This is a genomic window from Youngimonas ophiurae (nom. illeg.) (assembly GCF_049803795.1).
Taxonomy (GTDB): domain Bacteria; phylum Pseudomonadota; class Alphaproteobacteria; order Rhodobacterales; family Rhodobacteraceae; genus Thalassobius.
In genome coordinates this window covers 338,893-357,745 of the sequence record NZ_JBNAGJ010000003.1, presented here as the reverse complement: position 1 = coordinate 357,745, position 18,853 = coordinate 338,893, and the positions used below count along the sequence as shown (strand labels likewise).

Here is an 18,853-nt window from a genome sequence, read left to right as displayed (position 1 = left end):
GGGTTTTCCCCGTTTACTGCGCGGGCATCCGGCGTTCAACCACCTCGGCCCACCAGCTGCACCCGGCGGGGATGGCTTGATCGTTGAAGTTATACGCCGGATGGTGAACCATCGCCGTATCGCCATTGCCCACCAGGATATAGGCACCGGGGCGTTCTTCGAGCATGAAGGCGAAATCCTCTCCGCCCATGACCAATGGCGCATCGTTGCAGCTGCCGCTGATGCTACGCGCAACCTCGGCGGCGAAATCGGTCTGTTCGGGCGTGTTCACCATCACCGGATAGTTGCGGATATAGTTCACCCGCGCCACCCCGCCAAAGGTGGCCGCCACCCCGTCACAGATTTCCTGAATGCGTTTTTCGGCCAGATCGCGCATCTGCGCGCTCATGGTGCGCACGGTGCCCTTCAGATCCACCCGTTGCGGGATCACGTTGAACGCCTTGGACGAAGTTTCAAACGAGGTAACCGACACCACCACCTGATCCACCGGATCGGCATTGCGACTGGCAATGGTCTGCATCGACAGCACCGCCTGCGAGGCCATCACCGTTGTATCCACCGTGTCATGCGGCTTGGCGGCATGGCCTCCCTTGCCCTCGAACTCGATCTCGAACACATCCGTGGCGGCAAAGAACGCACCAGGACGGATGGCAAAGCTGCCGACGGGCTGGCCGGGCCAGTTGTGCATTCCATAGACCTCTTGAATGCCCCAGCGATCCATCAACCCGTCGTCGCACATTTCCTTACCGCCGCCGCCGCCCTCTTCGGCGGGCTGGAAGATCACCACGACGGTGCCATCGAAATTGCGCGTCTCGGCCAGGTATTTCGCCGCCCCCAACAGCATCGCGGTATGCCCGTCATGGCCGCAGGCGTGCATCGCGCCATCGGTTTTGCTGGCATAGTCCAGCCCCGTCTGTTCGTGGATGGGCAAGGCATCCATGTCCGCGCGCAGGCCGATCACCTTGCCGCTGCCGGTCTGTTTGCCCTTGATCACACCGACAACCCCGGTGCGGCCGATGCCCTCGGTCACCTCGTCACAGCCAAACTCGCGCAGCTTTTCCGCCACGATCCCGGCGGTCCGCACGGTGTCGAACAGAATCTCGGGGTGTTCGTGGAAATCGCGGCGCCAGGCGGTGATTTCATCCTGCAACTCGGCAAAGCGGTTCTTAACTGGCATGGGTCTTATCCTTTATGCGCCGCGAGGCATCCGGCGTTCGATCAGTTCGGCAAAGAAACTGCACCCCAAAGGGATGGCCGCATCGTTGAAATCATAGGCGGGGTGGTGGCACATCGGGCTGTCCCCGTTGCCCATAAAGATATAGGCGCCGGGGCGCGCTTCCAGCATGTAGGAAAAATCTTCGGCCGGCATGATCGGCGGGGTGTCGGTTTCCACATGGGTGGCAACGGCCTGCGCGGCCGCGATCGCGTGCCGGGTGGGGGCTTCGGCATTCACGGTGGGCGGGTAGCCGCGTTCGTAAATCACCTCGGCCGTGGCACCATAGGCCTCGGCGGTCAGGGTGGCGACGGATTTCAGGCGCGCCTCGACCAGATCCCGGATTTCAGGCTCAAAGCAGCGCACGGTGCCGCGCAGTTTGGCCGTCTGAGGGATCACATTTTGCGTATCGCTTTCCGTCAGGAAGGTGGCCACCGTCAGCACCGCCTGTTTCACCGGATCCACATTGCGCGAAACGATGGATTGCAGCGCGATCACCACATGGCTGGCGGCCAGAGTGGTATCGACCGCATCATGCGGCTGTGCGGCGTGCCCGCCCACGCCCGTCACCAGGATCTCGAACTCATCGGCCGAGGCCATCAGCGGGCCGGGCCGGATCGCAAACTCACCCACAGGCACGCCGGGCATGTTGTGCAGGCCATAGACCTCTTGCACGTTCCAGCGATCCATCGCGCCATCCTCGACCATTTTCAGACCGCCGCCTCCGCCCTCTTCGGCCGGTTGGAACAGCAGCACCACGGTGCCGTCGAAATTGCGCGTCTCGGCCAGGTATTTCGCCGCCCCCAGCAGCATCGCCGTATGGCCGTCATGGCCGCAGGCATGCATGGCGCCGTCAATCTTCGAGGCATATTCAAGCCCGGTAATCTCCGACATCGGCAGCGCGTCCATATCCGCGCGCAGCCCAATCACCCGGTCCGAGCTGCCGCCCTTGATCACCCCGACCACGCCGGTGATACCGATGCCCTCGACCACCTCGTCGCATCCAAATTCGCGCAGCTTTTCGGCCACGATCCCGGCGGTACGGTGAACGTCGAACAGGATTTCGGGGTGTTCATGGAAATCGCGGCGCCAGGCGGTGATCTCCGAATGCATTTGCGCAAAGCGGTTCTTGACCGGCATGGTCTGTCCTTTCGTTATGCCAGCAGATCCAACAGGCGGCGCATGAAATCATGCCCCTTGTTGAACTGCGCGACAGAGATGAATTCGTTCGGCTGATGCGCCTGTTCGATATTGCCCGGACCGCAGACAACCACCGAATAGCCCGCCGCCTGGAAATGGCTGGCCTCGGTGCCGTAGCTGACAACATGCGTGCCGTTATCCCCGGTGATCTGGCGGGCCAGGGTTTCGGCCTCGCCTTCGGGTTCGGGCATGAAACCGGGCAGGGAAAAATCGGCGCGGATCTCAATCCGGGTGGCGGGGTGGACGGCCTGCATCTCGGCCTCGATCTGGGCGGCGCGGGCCCGCAGACGGGCATCCCAATCGGCTGGATCCTGCCCCGGAATGATGCGAAAGCCAAAGCCGAATTCGCAATCCTTGGCGGTGATATTATGCGCTGTTCCGCCGCTGATCTGCCCCACATGGGCGGTGGTCCAATGCGGATCGAACATGGCCGCCACGGGGCTGGGCGGGGCCGCGCGGGTTTCGGCGTTTACCGCGTTGGCCCAGTCGATCAGCCTGGCCCCGTACATGATCGCATTGACGCCCTTATGCAGGATCGAGCTGTGGACCTCATGCCCATGCACATGAATCCAATAGGAAATCCCGCCCTTATGCCCAGTCACGGCCCGCAGCATCGAGGGCTCTCCCACGATCACCGCGCTGGCCAGTGGCAGCGTTTCCTGCATCCGTTCAATCAGGGGCGGCGCGCCGGTGCAGCCGATTTCCTCGTCATAGCTGAGCGCCAGTTGCAAGGGCCGGGTGACGCCGCGGTGCTGCGCCTCGACCAGCGCCCAGATTGCCAGCGCGTCAAAGCCCTTCATATCCGCGCAGCCGCGCCCGTAATATCTGCCGTCCTTTTCCACCACCGTGAATGGATCCGAGCCCCAGGGCTGCCCATCCACCGGCACCACATCCGTATGCCCGGACAGAACCACGCCGCCGGCCACTTCGGGGCCGACATGCGCGAACAGGGCCGCCTTATCCCCGTCCGCGTTATACATGCGATGAGCGGTGATCCCGTGGCTGGCCAGATACGCCTCGACCCACTCGACCAGGGCCAGATTGGAATCGCGGCTGACCGTCGGAAAGGCCACCAGCCGCTCCATCAGATCATAGGGCGTAAGGCGCGCGGGCATGTCAGTATCCGCTGTCCGTGGTCAGGATGAAATGGCCGGGGCTGACCTCGGTATATTCCGAGGGCGCGGGCTGATAGCCAACCGGATGGATCGGCGAGGGGATGGGTTTGAAGTTCAGATCCCGCTCGGATTTGCGATTATGCGGATCGGCAATGGGAACCGCCTGCATCAGCGCCTGGGTATAGGGATGCTGCGGGTTTTCGAACACCGCCTGGCGCGGCCCCAGTTCGACGATCCGGCCCAGATACATCACCCCCACATCGTGGCTGACCCGTTCAACCACCGCCATATCGTGACTGATGAACAGAAAGGACAGGCCCAGATCGGCCTGCAACTCCATCATCAGGTTCAGCACCTGCGCCTGAACAGAGACATCCAGCGCGCTGACGGCCTCATCGGCAATGATCAGCTTGGGGTTCAGCGCCAGAGCCCGCGCAATGGCGATGCGCTGACGCTGGCCGCCGGACATCTCGTGCGGGTAGCGGCGCATGAAACTGCGCGGCAGCTCGACCCGGTCGAACAGCATTTCAACCCGGTCCATCAGTTCGCTGCCGGTGTGGGTGCCGAAATTGCGCATCGGCTCGGCCACCTGATCGGCCAGCTGCATCTGCGGATTCAGACTGGCAAAGGGATCCTGAAACACCATCTGCATGTCCTGACGCGCCCGGCGCAGATCGCGCGGGCTGAGCGCCATCACATCCGTGCCGTCCAGCATGATTTCCCCCGATTGCGGCTGCACCAGCCGCAAGATGGACCGGCCCGCCGTGGATTTACCGCAGCCGGATTCGCCCACCAAAGACAGGGTACGCCCCTTATTCAGGGTAAAGGACACGTCCTCGACCGCGTGCACATTGGCCACCGTCCGGCGAAAGAACCCGCCCTGCACCGGAAAGCGCGTCACCAGGTTTTTCACCGTCAGCAGAGGTTGATCAGTGCCTTCGATCGGCTGAATATCGGCCTGTTCGCGCCCCAGCAGCTTCATCGGTTCGGGCAGGGGTTTGCCCGTCATCTCGCCCAGTTTGGGCACCGCCGCCAGCAAGGCCTTGGTGTAATCGTGCTGCGGGTTTTCGAAGATTTCGGTGACCGTTCCCTCTTCGACCTTGTTGCCGCGGAACATCACGACAACCCGGTCAGCCATCTGCGCCACCACCGACATATCATGGGTGATGAACATCACCGCCGTGCCGGTTTCACGCTTCAGCCGGTTCATCAGCGCCAGGATTTCCGCCTGAATGGTCACGTCCAGCGCGGTGGTCGGCTCGTCCGCGATCAGCAGGCGCGGCTCGCAGGCCAGAGCCATGGCGATCACCACGCGCTGACGCATCCCGCCCGACAGCTCGTGCGGATATTGTTTCAGGCGGCGCTCGGGCTCGGGGATGCGCACCTGTTTAAGCAGGTCCAGCGCGCGGGCTGTGGCGGCCTCTTTGGACAGGCCTTTGTGCAGGCGCAGCCCCTCGGTCAGTTGACGGCCGACGGTAAAGACCGGGTTCAGCGCGGTCATCGGCTCTTGAAAGATCATCCCGATCTCATTCCCGCGAATCGTCCGCATCAAGGACTGATCGGTTTTGGCCAAATCCAGTTCTTCGCCTGATTTTCGATCAAAAATCAGGCGCCCGCCCGCGATTTTCCCGCCGCCGAATTCCACCAGACGCATCAAAGACAGGCTGGACACGGACTTGCCCGAACCGGATTCGCCCACAATGGCCACCGTTTCCCCGGCGTTCACCTGAAACGAGACATCCTCGACGCCGACAACAGGGCCATCCTTTGTTTGAAACTCGACTCGTAGATTCTCGATCGAGGCGATTGGCTGATCCAGCATCACCGATTTTCCCATGCAGTGCCCGATAATGCACCGACGCTAACGACAGCCGGGCGCCAGTGTCAAATCGGTTGCAAACTTCCCGCCGGGTCAACCAACGGGATACTTGCATTTTTTGACCACTTGGTTTGGAGTTTCGGCACACGCGGTAGCCGCACCCCGAAAAATCGTGGTGCTGGAAAGGTATATTGGTGCATCCTTCGACCATACCGCGAAAAGAATCACACCCGATCGCACCGCGGGAACAGGCATTTTATGCCCAACAAGGAGAGAGACATGAAACTGAAGTCCCTGATGATGGGCGCAGTCGCAACCGTCGGGCTGGCCCCCGCGGCTTTTGCAGAACGTGGCGCCGATGGCCATGTCAGCGTCATCTACTGGCAAGCGCCGTCCATCCTGAATCCGTATCTGTCGGCTGGAACCAAAGACATTCAGGCCTCGTCGCTGATCGTCGAACCGCTGGGCCGGTTCGATCAGAACGGCGCGCTGGTGCCCTTCCTGGCCGAGCAAATCCCCACCGTGGAAAATGGCGGCGTGGCCGCGGATCTGACCTCGATCACCTGGAAACTGAAGCCGGGGCTGAAATGGTCGGATGGCTCGGCCCTGACCTCGGCGGATGTGAAATTCACCGCTGAATACTGTATGCACCCCGAAGGCGGCTGCGCCCAGCTGGCCAAATTCGAAGGCGTCAGCAGCGTCGAGGCGCTGGACGACCTGACCGTCAAGGTCAACTTCTCCGAGCCCAAGCCGAACCCCTATCTGCCCTTCATGGGCGGCCAGTCGCCGGTGATCCAGAAGGCGCAGTTCGAAAACTGCATGGGCGCCAAGGCCCCCGAATGTACCGACGCCAACTTTGGCCCCGTCGGCACCGGCCCCTTTGTGGTGGATGAGTTCCGCCCCAATGACGTGATCTCTCTGTCTGCGAACCCGAATTATCGCACCCCGAACAAACCGGCCTTCGCGACCATGACCTTCAAGGGCGGCGGCGATGCAACGGCTGCGGGCCGCGCCGTGCTGGAAACGGGCGAATTCGACTACGCCTGGAACCTGCAACTGGCCCCCGATGTCATCGCCAAGATGGAAGAGGGCGGCAAAGGCAAGGTTGTGGCCGCCTTCGGCTCTTTGGTGGAACGGATCGAGATGAACATGACCGATCCCTCGCCCAGCCTGCCCGAAGGCGAGCGTTCGACCGCCAAACACCCCCACCCGATCCTGTCGGATGTGAAGGTGCGCAAGGCTCTCTCGATGGCCATCGACCGCGAATTGCTGGTGGAAATCGGCTATGGCAAGGCGGGGCGTCCGACCTGTAACCTGGTCCCTGCCCCGGCGCTCTATGCCTCGGATAACACCGATTGCATGACCCAGGACATCGAAGGCGCCAAGGCCCTGCTGGAGGAAGCCGGCTGGAAAGTGGGCGCAGGCGGCGTGCGTGAAAAAGACGGCATGAAGCTGAAGCTGCTGTATCAGACCTCGACCAACGCGGTGCGTCAGGATTTCCAGGCGCTGATCAAACAGTGGTGGAGCGAAATCGGCGTGCAGACCGAGCTGCGCAACCTGTCCGGTTCGGTGTTCTTCGGGGGGGATCCGGGCTCGCCCGATACGTTCCAGAAGTTCTATGCCGACGTGGAAATGTATGCCAACAACTTCGACGGCACCGATCCGGAATCCTATCTGGCCGAGCACACCTGCGAAAAGGCTCCCAAGCCCGAATCGCAGTGGCAGGGTGAGAACATCAACCGTTTCTGCGATCCCGCCTATGATGCGCTGGTGGCCGAGCTGAGCCGCACCGGCGAGCTGGCAAAACGCGGTGAGATCGCCAAGAAGCTGAACGACATGCTGACCAAAGACAGCTATGTCATCGTGCCGCTGGTGGATCGTGGCCGCGTGTCGGCGCATTCCAACAGCCTGGGCGGCGTTGTGCTGAACACCTGGGATTCAGAGCTGTGGAACGCGGCCGACTGGTACCGCATCAAGTAATCACGCATACTCCAAGCCCCGGCCCACGCTGGCCGGGGCTTTTGTTTTTTCGGCGTCCGTATACGCCGCTCCTCTAACGATAAGCCGCAAAGGCGACCTTATGCTGACATTCACGATACGTCGATTGGTTCTGTCCGTTCCGACGCTGTTGTTCATCAGTCTTGTTATCTTTCTGCTGCTGGAACTGGCCCCCGGCGATCCGATGGCCCAGGTTCCGCTGACCGTTCCCCCCGATGTCAAAGAACGTATGCGCGAGGCCCTGGGCCTGGGCGATCCGGTGCATGTGCGTTTCGCCAAATGGCTGGTGCAGTTCTTCTGGGTCGAGCCTCAGGTGCTGATCGACAATCTGTTCGGCACCTCGCTGACCGAGGGCCAGCAGCGTGTGCTGTCCTGGCAGACCCGCAGCCCGGTGATGGACATCGTTGTCCAGCGCCTGCCCCAGACCCTGTGGGTGGTGGGGCTGTCCTATGTGGTGGGCGTGCTGATCGCGCTGCCCATCGGAATCTATTCGGCCTACCGGCAATATTCGATGTTTGATCAGCTGGGCACCTTTATTTCGATGATCGGCTTTTCGGTGCCCACCTTCTTTACCGGCGTGTTGCTGATCGTGATCTTCTCGGTCCATCTGGGCTGGTTCCCGTCGATTTACGACACCACGCATAAGGTGACGGACTGGGACAGTTTCGTGCACCAATTGCGCCAGATTGCGATGCCGGTCTTTGTGCTGGCGCTGTATAATGCGGCGCAGGTCAGCCGGTTCATGCGGGCCTCGATGCTGGACAACCTGAATCAGGATTACGTCCGCACCGCCCGCGCCAAGGGCCTGGGCGAAAAAACCGTCGTGCTGCTCCATGTGCTGCGCAACTCGATGATCCCGGTGGTGACGGTGATCGCCCTGGGCGTGCCGCAGGTTTTTGGCGGCGCGATCATCACCGAGCAGGTGTTCAAGGTGAACGGGCTGGGCCATCTGCTGATCGGCGCGATCGAGGCCAATGACCTGCCGATGGTGCAGACCCTGACCTTTATCTTTGCGCTGCTGATCGTGCTGTTCAACCTGATTGCCGATGTTCTCTATGGCATTCTGGACCCGAGGATTCGCTATGACTGAGCCCGTCGAAAAAGTCATCCCCGGCGCGGGCGGCGCCACCCCCGCAGGCGCCCTGAGCGATCCCATCCCCGTGGCGCCTCCGCGCAGTCAGTGGCGCGACATCTGGGACCAGTTCAAGCACCACAAAGGCGCGATGCTGGGCGGGATCATCTTTCTGCTGATCGTTCTGGTGGTCTTTGTCGGGCCGCTGTTCTGGCCCTATGACCCCACCTATATCGACATCCGTGCACGCAATCAGGGGCCCAGCCTGGCGCATCCGATGGGCACCGATCAGTTGGGCCGCGATACCTTTGCCCGGATGATGGCCGGCGGGCAGATCAGTGTCTCGGTCGGGATCACGGCCATGTTGCTGGCGCTGTTTCTGGGCAGCCTGGTTGGCGTGCTGGCCGGTTTTTTCAAACGCCTGGACGGGCTGCTGATGCGCTTGACCGATCTGTTTCTGGCGCTGCCTTTGCTGCCGCTTCTGCTGGTGATGGTGCTGCTGTTCCGAGACCCGCTAAACGCCGCCTTCGGCCCCGAGCGGGGGATTTTCATCCTGATCGTCGTGGCCATCGGCGTGACCAGCTGGATGCCCACCGCACGCATTGTCCGCGGCGACGTGCTGGCTCTGAAAGAGCGGGAATTCGTGCTGGCCGCGCGCTCGATCGGGACCACGAACACCAAGATGATCACCCGCCACATCCTGCCCAACGTGCTGTCTCCGATCATGGTGTCCGCCACGCTGGGCATCGCCAACGCAATCATCACCGAATCCGCGCTGTCCTTCCTTGGGCTGGGCTTTCCACCGGATTTCCCCACCTGGGGGCGGCTGCTGTTCGATGCGACGGATTATCTGCAACAATATCCCGAACGCGTGTTCTGGCCCGGCGTGGCGATCTCGCTGACGGTGCTGAGCGTGAATTACCTGGGCGACGGGCTGCGCGATGCGCTGGATCCGCGTATTCGCGGGCGCTGAGTGCAAAAAAGGATCAAGATACGGCCTGCCTGTGACCCGGCGGGCCGTTTTCATCTGAATCCATTCGCATAAATAGATTCGTTTTGATTTTCCTGCGGTTTCAGAAAACTGTTCCGCATTCATGGGCAAAGGAACAGAGCCACGCTCTTGATCTATGCCTCCAGCCGCTGCATTTGGGAAAAAGTTCCAAACCACCGCTGAGGACAGATCATGTTTGAAACCTTCGGCTTCGAAGAGCTTACCGCCCCGCAGGCGGCCGTTTATTTTGCGCTGGCCATTGGGTTGGCATTCGGCATGCTGGCACAGATCACCAGGTTCTGCTTTCGCCGCGCCATCGTGGGCGAGGACCGCAAACAGGCCGCAGGCGTCTGGCTGACCGCTCTGGCCGTGGCCATTCTGGGCACGCAGGGCGCTGTTGCGGCCCAGCTGATCGGCTTCGAGGATCACCGCTTCATGGCCGCCGACCTGCCCGTGCTGGCCATTGTCGTCGGCGGGCTGCTGTTCGGGATCGGCATGGTGCTGACGCGCGGCTGTGTCTCGCGGCTGACGGTGCTAAGCGGATCGGGCAATCTGCGCGCCCTGCTGGTTCTGGTGGTTTTTGCCGTTGTCGCCCATGCCACGCTGAAGGGCCTGCTGGCGCCGCTGCGCACCAGCCTGGGCGGCTATACCGTAGCGCTGGAAAATGCCGCCTTGCCGGGCAATCCGCTGTTCTGGGCCGGCGCGCTGGCTGTGCTGGCGCTGGGGATCGCGCTGCGTTCGGGGAACCGGGCGGGGACGTTGCTCGGGGCTGCTGTGCTGGGCGCTCTGGTGCCGCTGGCCTGGGTCGGCACGGGGTTTATCCTGTACGATGATTTCGACCCGGTCGCGATGGAAAGCCTAAGCTTCACCCTGCCCGCCGCCGACACGCTGTTCTGGTCAATTGCCAGCAGCTCGATTCCGGCGAATTTTGGCGTCGGCCTGCTGGGCGGCGTACTGGCCGGAGCCTTCATTGCCGCGCTGATCCGTGGCCAGTTCCAGTGGCAAAGCTTCGAAAGCCCGCGCCAGACCGGCCGCTACCTGAGCGGCGCGGCGCTGATGGGCGTGGGCGGCGTGCTGGCGGGCGGCTGCACGCTGGGCGCGGGCCTGTCGGGCATCCCCACCCTGTCGATTGCCGCGATCCTGGCGATTGTCAGCATCGGGCTGGGGGGCTGGAGTGCCGGACGGGTGCTTAGTGCATCTTCTTCTGAATCCGGCGCAGCATCCACCACACCGCCCCTACAACCGGCACAGTAAGCGCCGCCGTCAGCTCGGCCTTACTCAGGCCGAGCGCCCCGGCCAGCGGATAGGCCGCATAGGACGCCAGCGACACCGCGTAATAGCTGATCGCCACGACCGACAGCCCCTCGACCGTCTTTTGCAGGCGCAATTGCAGATCGGCGCGGCGGTCCATGCTTTCCAGCAGCTTCTGGTTCTGGGCCGAGCGTTCCACATCCACCCGCGTGCGCAGCAGTTCGCCCGCACGAATGGCCCGGTCGGCCATGGCGGCCAGGCGGCGCTCGGTGGATTTGACGGTGCGCATGGCCGGATCATAGCGGCGCATCATGAATTCATTGAAGGTCTGGCGCCCGTCAAAGCGGTGCTCGCGCAGAACCTGGATACGGTCATGAACGATCGCCTCATAGGCCGCCGTCGCCCCGAACCGGAATGAATTGCGCGCCACCATGCGTTCCAGCTCGGCCGAGGTGCGCAGCAGCCCCGTCAGCGTTTCATCCGCCGAGTTGTCATCGCTGGTCATCTGATCCATCAGGCTGGTCAGCTGCCCATCCAGCATCGCCAACCGCACGGCCAGCTCTTTGGTGCGGGCGAAACCCAGCATGGACAGGCTTTTGTAGGTTTCGATCTCGCACAGGCGGGTGACGATCCGGCCAATCCGGCGCGCGCCCGTTCCCGGCGCGACGAACACCGCAAAGCGCAGATGCCCCGCCGGATCGATCCGGAAATCGCCGGCAATCACCCCCGCATCGTCCAAAACACGGCTAGAGGCCAGGCTTTCGGGGACAAACCAGTCGTTGCAATGCGCCACGACCTGCTCTTTGTCGGCCATCGGCGCGACCCGGATCAACGCCGAGGTCACCCGGTCCCCCGGTGCTTTTTCCAGCCAGTCGCCGGGGAACACGTCAAAATCCACCGGATCGAAAGGCCGGTCGCTGAGGTTTTCGCAAAAGGCCGTGTAGGTGACGAATTCGGTGTGCTGTTCCCACTTGAGCAGATGGCGGCCCAGCTTACCGAAATAATGCGTGGCGCCGGGCTGCGGATGCGGTGCGCCATAGCGATCCAGCAGCGCAATCAGATGCGCCCGGTCATGCGCGCGGTCGCGGCTGGCCGCATCCTCGGCGCGTTTGATCGCCAGAAACGCCGCTGTCCCCGGCACCGCCAGAGACGGGAAAGGACGGGCGTGCAGCTCGTTCGCCAATTCATAGCGCAATGGGTGGTCAGTGATCATTCGTGCGGCCTCGGTCAGGTTCGATGCGGCCACAGATGCCACATCATTTGAAAAAGATAAAGCTTTTTCAATGACTTGAAGGAATGCAACGGTATACTGTTGCCGTTATTTCCCGCGATTGACTGCGGCCATCGTCCCCTGGGCCGCCGCGCAGAGCCGCTCTTGGCCATCTTGCACCGCGAAAACATCGGCGCGGCAGACGGCCTGTGTCTTGCCAAAGGACATCACCGTCCCGCGTGCAATCAGCGCCTCGCCCACGCCGGGGCGGATCAGGTTCAGCTTATATTCCAGCGTCACCACATCGCCCAGCCTGGACCCTCCGGCAAAGGAAATCGCATTATCCGCCATCGTGGACACCAGCCCCCCATGCGCAAAGCCATGCTGCTGCAAATGGTCGGGCCTTAGCGGCAAAAGCAGCTCGGCCAGGCCGGGCTCAAAGCGGGTCAGCTCAACCCCAAGCAGCACGCTGAACGGCTGCTGCGCCAGGATTTTGCGCCCCATTTCCAGAATATCGGTCATGTCAAAGCCTCCCTGATGGCAGCAAAGCACACGGGGCCAGCATGTCAAAACCGACGCCACGTCAGAGCAGAGCCTTCCCCAAAGGCACCCCCCGGCCGACCCAGACGCAAAAAGGGCGCCCCGAAAGGCGCCCTTCGCAATTCCCAATGACCGTGGATCAGGAGATCTTGGTCAGCAGCTCGTCCAGCGACTTCTTCGCGTCGCCATAGAACATGCGGGTGTTTTCCTTGTAGAACAGCGGGTTTTCGATGCCCGAATACCCGGTGCCCTGACCACGTTTCGACACGAACACCTGTTTCGCCTTCCAGCATTCCAGAACCGGCATCCCGGCGATGGGGCTGTTGGGGTCTTCCTGTGCGGCCGGGTTCACGATGTCGTTCGAGCCGATCACGATAACCACATCCGTTTCGGGGAAGTCGTCGTTGATCTCGTCCATCTCCATCACGATGTCATAGGGCACCTTGGCCTCGGCCAGCAGCACGTTCATGTGGCCCGGCAGACGGCCGGCAACGGGGTGAATGGCGAAACGCACCTCTTTGCCCTTGGCGCGCAGACGTTTCGTCAGCTCCGACACGGATTGCTGAGCCTGCGCCACGGCCATGCCGTAACCGGGGATGATGATGATGCTGTCGGCCTCTTCCAGCGCGGTGGCAACACCGTCGCTGTCGATCGCGACTTGCTCGCCCTCGACTTCCATCGCGGGGCCGGTGGTGCCACCAAAGCCGCCCAGGATCACCGAAATGAACGAACGGTTCATCGCCTTACACATGATGTAGGAGAGGATCGCACCCGAGGAACCAACCAGCGCACCGACCACGATCAGCAGATCGTTGCCCAGGCTGAAACCGATCGCAGCCGCGGCCCAACCCGAATACGAGTTCAGCATCGAGACAACAACAGGCATGTCCGCGCCGCCGATGCCCATGATCAGGTGATAGCCGATGAACAGCGCCATCAGCGTCAGGATCGCCAGCGGCAGGAAGCTGGCCGAGCCAAAGTACCACACCAGACAGACCAGCGAGATCACGGCAGCACCCGCGTTCAGGATATGGCCACCGGGCAGTTTCTGCGCGGCCGAGGTGACCTTGCCCGCCAGTTTGCCATAAGCGATGATCGAGCCGGTAAAGGTCACCGCACCGATCCAGATGCCAAGCGCCAGCTCGACCTTCAGGATGTTCAGCTCAACGGTGTCCTTCTTGGCCAGCAGGGCGGCGAAACCCTCCAGGCCTTTCTTGGCCGTATCGTCCAGCGCCAGCACGTTGCCCATTTCAATATGCGCGTTAAAGCCCACAAAGACAGCGGCCAGACCGACCAGGCTGTGCATGGCGGCCACCAGCTGGGGCATCTCGGTCATCTGCACGCGCTGCGCGACATAATACCCGATGGTGCCGCCCGCGGCGATCAGAACCAGCGACAGCAGCCACAGGCCCGAACCGGGGCCGATCAGCGTGGCCGCAACGGCCAGCGCCATGCCGACGATGCCATACCAGACGGCGCGCTTGGCGCTTTCCTGGCCCGACAGACCGCCCAGCGACAGGATGAAGAGAACAGCGGCAACAACATATGCCGCAGTGGTAAATCCGAATTCCATGTGTCCCTACTCCTTACGATTTCTGGAACATGGCGAGCATACGCCGGGTCACGAGGAAGCCGCCGAAGATGTTGATCCCGGCCATAAAGACCGAAAGCGCGGCAAGGAGGATCACCAGGAACGAGCCCGATCCGATCTGCATCAGAGCGCCCAGGATGATGATCGACGAAATGGCGTTGGTCACAGCCATCAGCGGGGTGTGCAGCGAATGCGACACGTTCCAGATCACCTGGAAGCCCACGAACACGGCCAGAACGAACACGATAAAGTGCTGCATGAAGCTGGCAGGGGCCACCAGACCCACGCCCAGCAGCAGAGCCGCACCAACCGCCAGCAGGGTCACCTGCTGTTTGGTCTGCGCCTTGAAGGCCGCAATTTCCTGCGCGCGTTTTTCTTCGGGCGTCAGTTCCTTGGGGGCTTCTTTGGGTTTCTGGGCGGCAATCGCCTGAACCTTGGGCGGCGGCGGCGGCCAGGTGATTTCCTTGTCAAAGGTCACGGTGGCGCCGCGGATCACGTCGTCTTCCATGTTGTGATTGATCTGGCCGTCCTTTTCAGGGGTCAGGTCAGTCATCATGTGACGGATGTTGGTGGCATACAGGCTGGAGGACTGCGCGGCCATGCGCGACGGGAAATCGGTGTAGCCGATGATGGTCACGCCATTTTCGGTCACGATTTTCTCGTCTGCGACGGTCAGTTTGCAGTTCCCGCCCTTTTCAGCCGCCAGATCCACGATCACGGAACCGGGCTTCATCGCCTCGACCATATCCTTGGTCCACAGCTCGGGGGCTTCGCGGTTGGGGATCAGCGCGGTGGTGATCACGATGTCCACCTCGGGGGCCAGTTCGCGGAACTTGGCCAGCTGCGCCTCGCGGAATTCGTCGGACTGAACCGAGGCATAGCCGCCGGTGGACGCGCCATCCTGCTGTTCTTCTTCGAAGTCCAGGAACACGAACTCGGCGCCCATGGATTCGACTTGCTCGGCCACTTCGGGACGCACGTCGAAAGCATAGGTGATCGCACCCAGCGAGGTCGCGGTCCCGATGGCAGCCAGACCGGCCACGCCGGCACCCACGACCAGAACCTTGGCGGGGGGCACTTTACCGGCGGCCGTCACCTGCCCGGTAAAGAACCGGCCAAAGTTGTTGCCTGCCTCGATCACGGCGCGATAGCCGGCGATGTTGGCCATGGACGACAGCGCGTCCATCTTCTGAGCCCGGCTGATGCGCGGCACCATTTCCATGGCGATCACATTCGCGCCCTTGGATTTGGCAAGCTCCAGGCCCTCTTCGTTCCCTGCCGGGTTGAAGAAGCTGATCAGGGTCTGACCAGCGCTCATACGTTTCAGTTCGGTCTCGGTGGGTTGGCGCACCTTGGCGACCACATCCACACCTTTCCACAGCTGGGCTGCGGATTTGACGATCTCGACCCCGGCCTTTTCATAGACCTCATCCGAGAACCCGGCGGCGGCACCCGCCCCGGACTCGATGGCGCATTCGTAGCCCAGCTTCTGCAATTGCAGAGCCGAGTCAGGAGTCATCGCAACGCGATTTTCTCCCTCGAACACTTCCTTAGGAGTTCCGATTTTCAACTTTTTTGTCCCCCTTAAGAACAGTTAACCCCTTCACCCCGACATATTCGGAGCTTGTTATTCTGTGTCGCGCAATTTTATTGCGCAACGATTTCGCCTCAGATGCACTGAACAGACCGCTAAGTCAAATCCAACGACGCGTCTTTTGGCAGTACCGTGCATAATTAGCACGAAATTTCAGCCTCAGTCTGTTCTCCTCTGGTAGTACAAAGCGTTTTTCCAGAAGCCACAGCAAAAGCGGCACCAATGGCAGCGCCAGCACGGCATCGAACCACAGAACCAGCCCCGCCAGCAGCAGAACATCCCCCAGATAGATCGGATTGCGCGAGCGCGAGAAAATACCGGACGTGACCATCGCATCGGCATCGCGATGCGGGATCGCCGTGGTTCTGTGCTTGCGCATCTCAACCAGGGCCAGAACCATCAGCAGCACACCGCCGCCCACCAAAATCCCCGCCAGAAAATCCGCCCAGGCCCCGCCAAAGCTAAGCCCCATCGGGAAAAACCGCGCCTGCGCCCAGGCCGCAATCGCAGCCGCCAGCACCCAGACCTGCGGAATATCAAGCCATTTGACCATTAGGATGGCGCCCCTTGTTTGTGCACGGGGGCCCCCCCCGGAATCATCTGCTGCGCCAGACCGACGCTGCGGCTGCACAATGGCACTATTTTGTTGAGGTTGCCATGCGTCATCTTTTTTACCATACCTGAGAGGATGGTTTGCACCGCACGCTGCAAAAGTTTGCAACGCGGGCGGCCTTTGCGGCCTGCCCGCCATAGAGGGTTATTCCCACTCCATTTCTTCGTAGACGCGGCCCGCATTCTTGGTGGCCAGCTCATCGAACGTGTCCAGCACGCGCCAGCGTTCCTGATCCACGTAATAGGCTCCGGCCAGGTCGCCGCCCTCGTCAATATGCGCGCCGACCTTCTGGCGCAGATCGACCAGATAGTCCCGCGTATAGCGGCGCACCTGCGCCAGGTTGGTCGGATGTCCGTGACCGGGGATCACATAGGTGGGGTTCAGCGGCTCAAAGGCCTGTTCCCAGGTTTCGATCCAGCAGCTGGTGCAGGTGTCCGGAAAAATCGGAGGCATCCGTTCGTGAAACGCGATATCGCCGGCGATCATCATGCTCCATTGCGGAATCCAGACCTGCGTGTCGCCCGGCCCATGAGCCGGCCCCAGATGCAGAATGTGGAATTCCACATCCCCCATGGTAAAGACCTGCTGCGCCTCGAAGGTCTGCGTGGGCGGCACAACCCGCGTGCCCTCGGCCTTGTCGCGGTTATAGCGCTGCATCCCTTGCAGGATGAAATCGCCGTTTTCCTCGATTTCATGGGCGGCATCCACATGCATCAGGATTTCAACCCCCTGATCGGCCCAATATGAATTCCCCAGCATCGCGTGCCCCTGCCCGTTCTCGCTGATCACCAGCTTGACGGGTTGGTCGGTCACGGCCTTGATTTCGTCATGCAGGGCAGCGGCCAGACGGGCCGAGGCCCCGCCATTGACCACGACAACCCCGTCGCCGGTGATCACGAAGGACAGGTTGTTGTTGTGGCCGCTGTTCTCATAGGTGGGCGGAGCCGTAGCCCCAATGGCCGAGAACACATGCGGGATCACCTCGACCGGCTTTTCGTAAAGCTCGGACTGGGGGTACTGATCGGCAATATCTTCGCTGGCCAGGGCGGTCTGCGCCAACAGGCCCGTCATGGCGGCAATAATAAATGGTTTCATGAAATCCTCCCTCATGATTCAGGCGACAAATTCACTCATATGAATGCGTTTGTAAAGCACGCGCAGAGCCGAAGTGACGGGACGGCGCTCTTGCCTGCCTGTGCGCGGCCCTTAACGTGGAGCCCATAATGCGAGGAGGAACCACACATGACATTAGAAGGAAAACACGCGCTGGTGACGGGTGGCGGCACGGGGATCGGCCTGGCCATCGCCCGCGCCCTGGCCGGGGCCGGCGCGCAGGTCACCATCACCGGCCGCCGCCTGAACGTGCTGGAAGAGGTTGCCGGCGACACCCTGCACCCCGCCGTGATGGACGTCACGGACGAAACCGCCGTGCGCGATGTCATTGATCAGGCCGTGGCCGAACGCGGCCCCATCCAGATCTGCGTGGCCAATGCGGGCATCGCCGAGGGGCGCAAGTTGCACAAAACGGACACCGAGTTCTGGCGTCAAATCATGGCGACCAATCTGGACGGCGCGTTCTTTACGGTACGCGAATCCATGCGCTCGATGCTGCAAACCGACTGGGGACGGGTGATTGCCATTTCCTCGATCGCGGGGGTGCGCGGACTGCCGGGAGGCGGCGCCTATGCGGCCTCGAAACATGGGGTGATCGGGATGATGCGCTCGATTTCCGAGGATTTCATGGGCTCGAATTACACGTTCAACTCGATCTGCCCCGGCTATGTGGCCACCGACATCATCACCCGCAATGTGGATTCGATTCAGGAACGCTCGGGCATGTCGGCAGAGGACGCGATGAAAGTCATGGTCAACGCCAACCGCCACCGCCGCCTGATCGACCCCGACGAAATCGCCCAGGCCGCGCTGTGGCTGTGCGGGCCCGGATCGGGCAGCGTCAACGGGCAGGAGATCGAGATCGCCGGCGGCAAGGTCTAATCATTTCGCCAGCGCGCGCCCAAACAGATGCGCCAGCCGGGTGATCGAGACCTTGTATTCCTCGATGCCCGGCAACGCGGTTTTCACCCCGTGCAGCGCGCTTAGCATCGTGCGTGCCATGGACAGCGTATCCCCGCCGACGGCCTGAATCACCTGGGCCTCGATGTCGCCCGCGCCCACCCGGCGATCCAGCCAGGCGGCATAGATCTGCGCCAGACGCTCTTCGCCCGCGATCACCAGATCCTCGGAATGGGCATGTTTGGTGTCCAGCAATTCCTGCCCGTGCGGCGAGCTGAGCAGCGCTTCGAAAACCGGGCCGGCCTGCGTCAGAAAAGCATTGCGCAGGGACTCGGACAGGGGGGCATCCTGACGCAGAACCTGTTCCACCTGCTGGGTCGCCAGATCATAGTAACCCGTTACCAGAGAACGGAAAATATCCTCTTTGTTGCGGTAATGCAGATACAAAGCCGCCCGCGACATCCCTGCCCCGCTGGCAATATCCGCCATCGAGGTGCGCTTGACCCCATACAGCCGGAAGGCCTCGAATGCGGCGGCCATGATCGCCTGCTGCTTCTCATCCAGGCCGGGAATTTTCTGTTCTGTCATCTGCATTTAGACTGATTGACAAAAATTGCCAAAAATGTCAATTGA

Annotated in this window: 16 protein-coding genes; 5 read left to right on the top strand and 11 right to left on the bottom strand. The window is 61.7% G+C overall.

All coding sequences use genetic code 11. The features are described 5' to 3' along the window. Positions 1–13: 13 nt before the first annotated feature. The 4 genes from ACP15O_RS09425 to ACP15O_RS09410 are packed head-to-tail and all read right to left on the bottom strand — an operon-like array spanning position 14 to position 5,350. Positions 14–1,177, bottom strand: coding sequence for a M20 aminoacylase family protein (locus ACP15O_RS09425; RefSeq protein WP_425095827.1), 1,164 nt, complete (start codon positions 1,175–1,177; stop codon positions 14–16). A 12-nt stretch (positions 1,178–1,189) separates the two neighbouring features. Then, positions 1,190–2,353 (bottom strand): M20 aminoacylase family protein, encoded by a 1,164-nt coding sequence (locus tag ACP15O_RS09420; protein WP_425095826.1) that lies wholly within the window; start codon positions 2,351–2,353, stop codon positions 1,190–1,192. A gap of 14 nt (positions 2,354–2,367) precedes the next feature. Then, positions 2,368–3,528, bottom strand: a complete 1,161-nt coding sequence (gene argE, locus ACP15O_RS09415) for an acetylornithine deacetylase (RefSeq protein ID WP_425095825.1) — start codon at positions 3,526–3,528, stop codon at positions 2,368–2,370. A gap of 1 nt (position 3,529) precedes the next feature. Then, entirely contained in the window at positions 3,530–5,350 is a 1,821-nt protein-coding gene (locus ACP15O_RS09410; protein WP_425095824.1) for an ABC transporter ATP-binding protein, read from the bottom strand. A 276-nt stretch (positions 5,351–5,626) separates the two neighbouring features. Between ACP15O_RS09410 and ACP15O_RS09405 the strand changes: the two genes are divergently transcribed. From ACP15O_RS09405 to ACP15O_RS09390, 4 genes are all read left to right on the top strand, one after another. Further along, positions 5,627–7,327: a peptide ABC transporter substrate-binding protein gene (locus ACP15O_RS09405; RefSeq protein WP_425095823.1), complete on the top strand. Its 1,701-nt coding sequence runs from the start codon at positions 5,627–5,629 to the stop codon at positions 7,325–7,327. A 100-nt stretch (positions 7,328–7,427) separates the two neighbouring features. After that, on the top strand, positions 7,428–8,435 hold the full coding sequence (locus tag ACP15O_RS09400; protein WP_425095822.1) for an ABC transporter permease: 1,008 nt from the start codon (positions 7,428–7,430) through the stop codon (positions 8,433–8,435). After that, positions 8,428–9,390 (top strand): ABC transporter permease, encoded by a 963-nt coding sequence (locus tag ACP15O_RS09395; RefSeq protein WP_425095821.1) that lies wholly within the window; start codon positions 8,428–8,430, stop codon positions 9,388–9,390. The genes ACP15O_RS09400 and ACP15O_RS09395 overlap by 8 nt, the downstream gene beginning before the upstream one ends. Positions 9,391–9,600: 210 nt before the next feature. Continuing rightward, a complete protein-coding gene (locus ACP15O_RS09390; protein WP_425095820.1) occupies positions 9,601–10,662 on the top strand; it encodes a YeeE/YedE family protein in 1,062 nt (353 codons plus the stop codon). Here ACP15O_RS09390 and ACP15O_RS09385 read toward each other — a convergent pair. The 6 genes from ACP15O_RS09385 to ACP15O_RS09360 form a co-directional block, all read right to left on the bottom strand. Then, the gene (locus ACP15O_RS09385; RefSeq protein ID WP_425095918.1) at positions 10,598–11,872 is read right to left on the bottom strand and encodes a DUF3422 family protein; all 1,275 of its coding nucleotides are present in this window, start codon (positions 11,870–11,872) and stop codon (positions 10,598–10,600) included. The genes ACP15O_RS09390 and ACP15O_RS09385 overlap by 65 nt on opposite strands. 105 nt (positions 11,873–11,977) lie before the next feature. After that, positions 11,978–12,391, bottom strand: a complete 414-nt coding sequence (locus ACP15O_RS09380) for a PaaI family thioesterase (RefSeq protein WP_425095819.1) — start codon at positions 12,389–12,391, stop codon at positions 11,978–11,980. Positions 12,392–12,548: 157 nt separating this feature from the next. Continuing rightward, positions 12,549–13,982: an NAD(P)(+) transhydrogenase (Re/Si-specific) subunit beta gene (locus ACP15O_RS09375; protein WP_425095818.1), complete on the bottom strand. Its 1,434-nt coding sequence runs from the start codon at positions 13,980–13,982 to the stop codon at positions 12,549–12,551. Positions 13,983–13,995: 13 nt separating this feature from the next. After that, a complete protein-coding gene (locus ACP15O_RS09370; protein ID WP_425095817.1) occupies positions 13,996–15,570 on the bottom strand; it encodes a Re/Si-specific NAD(P)(+) transhydrogenase subunit alpha in 1,575 nt (524 codons plus the stop codon). Between the two features lie 124 nt (positions 15,571–15,694). Then, on the bottom strand, positions 15,695–16,147 hold the full coding sequence (locus ACP15O_RS09365; RefSeq protein WP_425095816.1) for a methyltransferase family protein: 453 nt from the start codon (positions 16,145–16,147) through the stop codon (positions 15,695–15,697). A 204-nt stretch (positions 16,148–16,351) separates the two neighbouring features. Continuing rightward, a complete protein-coding gene (locus ACP15O_RS09360) occupies positions 16,352–17,302 on the bottom strand; it encodes an MBL fold metallo-hydrolase (protein WP_425095815.1) in 951 nt (316 codons plus the stop codon). A 147-nt stretch (positions 17,303–17,449) separates the two neighbouring features. Here ACP15O_RS09360 and ACP15O_RS09355 point away from each other — a divergent pair, with 147 nt between their 5' ends. Next, complete coding sequence (locus ACP15O_RS09355) at positions 17,450–18,202, top strand: SDR family NAD(P)-dependent oxidoreductase (RefSeq protein ID WP_425095814.1); 753 nt, start codon at positions 17,450–17,452, stop codon at positions 18,200–18,202. Here ACP15O_RS09355 and ACP15O_RS09350 read toward each other — a convergent pair whose 3' ends face one another. Continuing rightward, positions 18,203–18,808 (bottom strand): TetR/AcrR family transcriptional regulator, encoded by a 606-nt coding sequence (locus ACP15O_RS09350; protein ID WP_425095813.1) that lies wholly within the window; start codon positions 18,806–18,808, stop codon positions 18,203–18,205. It lies immediately after the preceding gene. Between the last annotated feature and the right edge of the window lie 45 nt (positions 18,809–18,853).